Origin of the sequence: Streptomyces phytophilus, assembly GCF_013870535.1 — a bacterium.
GTDB classification, from domain to species: Bacteria; Actinomycetota; Actinomycetes; order Streptomycetales; family Streptomycetaceae; genus Streptomyces; species Streptomyces phytophilus.
Window position 1 is genome coordinate 1 of the sequence record NZ_JACBXC010000720.1, and the last position, 3,082, is coordinate 3,082.

Annotated in this window: 3 protein-coding genes and 1 tRNA gene; 2 read left to right on the forward strand and 2 right to left on the reverse strand. The window is 73.8% G+C overall.

Annotated elements, in window-relative coordinates; genetic code table 11:
• On the reverse strand, positions 1 to 1,048 hold a 1,048-nt coding region (locus H5J30_RS24125; RefSeq protein WP_181789471.1), incomplete at its 3' end, for a sulfatase-like hydrolase/transferase.
• Between the two features lie 496 nt (positions 1,049 to 1,544).
• Complete coding sequence (locus tag H5J30_RS24130) at positions 1,545 to 1,982, reverse strand: cupin domain-containing protein (protein WP_181789472.1); 438 nt, start codon at positions 1,980 to 1,982, stop codon at positions 1,545 to 1,547.
• Positions 1,983 to 2,153: 171 nt separating this feature from the next.
• On the opposite strand from H5J30_RS24130, the gene H5J30_RS24135 reads away from it, so the two are divergent.
• Positions 2,154 to 2,249: transfer RNA gene (locus H5J30_RS24135), tRNA-Sec, on the forward strand.
• A 56-nt stretch (positions 2,250 to 2,305) separates the two neighbouring features.
• Positions 2,306 to 3,082: GTP-binding protein (locus H5J30_RS24140; RefSeq protein ID WP_181789473.1), on the forward strand; the 777-nt coding region annotated here is incomplete at its 3' end.

A 3,082-nucleotide genomic window follows, 5' to 3' on the forward strand; every position in this document is an offset into this window, starting at 1 on the left:
GGGTCGGCAGCAGGTCCGTCAGCGGCGTCGGCCGCTCGCTGACACCCGGCCGGACGGTCCCCGGGCGCCAGGCGATCAGGGGGACGCGTACGCCGCCCTCGTAGAGGTTGCGCTTGTAGCCCCGCAGCGGCCCGTTCTCGTCGAAGAGGTCGGGGTCGACGCCGCCCTCCTCGTGCGGCCCGTTGTCGCTGGAGAACAGCAGCAGGGTGTCGCGGTGCACGCCGAGCCGGACCAGCGCGTCCACGACCGCGCCGACCAGCGAGTCCAGCCGGGTGATCTGGGCCGCGTGGCCCTTGTCCGCCTCGCTCCACGGGCGGTCGGCGTACTCGCCCAGCTCCGGGATGTCGCTGGGGGCGTGCGGCACGTTGGGGTTGAGCATGAGGAGGAAGGGCTCGCCGGCGTGGGCGTCGAGGAAGGAGACGGCCTGCTCCTGGAGGAGGTCTATGACGAAGGCGCCGCGCGCGCCGCCGGCGTTCTCGGGGATCTGCTCCTTCGCGCCGTTGTGCCAGAGGTACTGCGGGAAGTACTGGTGTGCGTGCCCGTGCGTGAGGTAGCCGTAGAAGTCCGTGAACCCGCGGGCGTTGGGGTGGCTCGGCTGGTCCGCCTCCTCGGGCCCGAAACCCCACTTGCCGACGCACGCCGTCCGGTAGCCCCGCCCCCGCAGCACCTCGGCGAAGGTCGTGTCGTCCTCGGTGAGCGAGCCCTGCGGGCCGCCGAACGGGTTCTCCCGTACCCGCCCGTGCCCCGCGTGCACCCCGGTCAGCGCCGCGCAGCGGGACGGGGCGCACACGGCCGCCGCCGAGTACGCCTGGGTGAACCGCAGCCCCTCGGCCGCCAGCCGGTCGAGCCGGGGCGTACGGACGAGCCGCTGCCCGTACGCGCCGACACCGCCGTACCCGAGGTCGTCGGCGAGGATCACGACGACGTTGGGCCGCCCGCCGCCGCCCTGCACCGCGGGGCTCCGGCCTTCGGCGCGGGCGCTTCCGGGCGGCAGCGCGGCAAGGCCGAGCGCGGCGGACCCGGCAAGGAAGTGACGACGGCTGGACACGGCGGGGCTCCTTCACAGGACGCACGCCGCCCGCGGGCATGCGGGCGGCTTCTGAGTGATCGTGCGTGGTCACGGGGGGTTCAGGCCATGCACGGCTTGTGAAGTAGCCGTGAAATCCACCGCCCGGGCGGCGCGTTTGAGGGCTGACCGCGTGACGCCCCGTCAGCCGCGGGCGCTCCGGAGTCCGTCATGGAGGGTCGGGCGCGGTCACGGTCGCGGGCTTCCGCGCGGACGAGGCGGGCCGCGTGGACCCGGGTGTCCGGTGCGGGGCCTCCGACGGCGCGTACGCGGGGCTCCCCCGCGCGACGACGGACTCTACGAACAGGTCTTCGGCATGACCGCCGACATGCCTGCGTTCTGCGACATCGAGGGGATTCGGCTGCAGAGCGAGGTCTTCCTCGGCGGCCGTTCGGCGGCGGACATCATCGGGCATCCGCAGGGCAACTGCTCGAAAAACTCACTGCCTGCATCGCCGATCACGTCGCCACGCGCTCGGCTACGGGAAGTCGCAGCCGGGGGCGGGGGCGTCCTCCGACAGCGGGGCGCCGTGCGGGAGGACGTACAGCACGTCCAGGACGACCGGTGTGGTTCCGAGGTTGCGTCCGATGTGGACGTTGCGCGCGCCGGCAGGTTCGGTCAACGCGCTTCCCGCCTCGTAGACGCCGTCGGATGTGCACGTGGAGTCGAAGTGGCTGAGCGTGCCCGTCTCGACGTAGCCGTACAACGTGCCGTCATGGAAGTGCCAGCCGGTGCCCTGACCGGCAGGGATGGTGATCTGGCGCAGGATGTAGTCCTTGCCGCCCACCGTCGTCTGCGCGATGGTCCTGCCGGTCACGCCGGGGCCGCCCGGCGTCGCCTCGACCGCGGCGACACCCGCCAGGGTCGCTGCCGCGGCGAGGGCCGCGGTCGTTCCGGCTCGCAGGCGCTTCCTCATATCGGCGTCCTTCTCTCCGGGGGCGGTCCGAGCAGTTCCGGTCCACGCGCACGATCCCCCGGGACCGCGGCCCTCAACCGTCCGGCCTGCGCGCCTGGCTAGAAGAAGACGACCGCGAAGCCCGCCGCGTCCGCACCGGTTGCGCTTACGATGCGTACGAGAGTTGCCGATGGAGGTGTGCGGGCGCCTGGTGGCCCCCTCGGTCTTCAAAACCGTAGTGAGCGAGTATCTCGGTCAGGCGGGTTCGATTCCCGTCCACCTCCGCCAGAACGCCGACGAGGGGTCCGGTGGCACACGCAGGCCGGGAAGCCGGGACCGCGCAGGTGGTGGCGACCGCGGGCCACGTCGACCACGGCAAGTCGACGCTCGTGACGGCGCTCACGGGGATGGCGACCGACCGCCTCGCGGAGGAGCGGCGCCGCGGCCTCTCCATCGACCTGGGCTTCGCCTGGACGCGGCTGCCGAGCGGGCGGACGGTGGCCTTCGTCGACGTACCGGGGCACCGGCGCTTCGTCGGCACCATGCTCGCCGGTGTCGGCGCCGTGCCGGCCGTGATGTTCGCCGTGGCGGCGGACGAGGGCTGGATGCCGCAGTCGGAGGAGCATCTGGCCGCGCTCGACGCGCTGCGCGTCCGGCACGGCCTGCTGGTCGTCACGCGCTCCGACCTCGCCGATCCGCAACCGGCCCGCGCCCAGGCGCTGGAGAAGCTGGCGGCCTCCTCGCTCGGCGCGGTGGAAGCCGTGTGCGTCAGCGCGCCCGCGCCGACCCGAGACGGCATCGACCGGCTGCTGCCGGCGCTCGACCGCCTGGTGGCCGGCATACCCGCGCCCAGGGCGGACGGCCCGGTGCGCCTCTGGGTCGACCGGTCGTTCAGCGTCAGGGGAGCGGGCACGGTCGTGACGGGGACGCTGCGGGCGGGCCGGATAAGCCTGGAGGACCGGCTGGAGAGCGCCGCGGCGGCCCGGCCCGTGACCGTACGCGGGCTGCACTCCATGGGGCAGCCGCTCCCGCACGTCACCGCGCCGGCCCGGGTCGCGGTCAACCTGCGCGGCGTCCGGGCGACCGAGTTGTCCCGGGGCGACGCGGTCCTCACGCCCGGC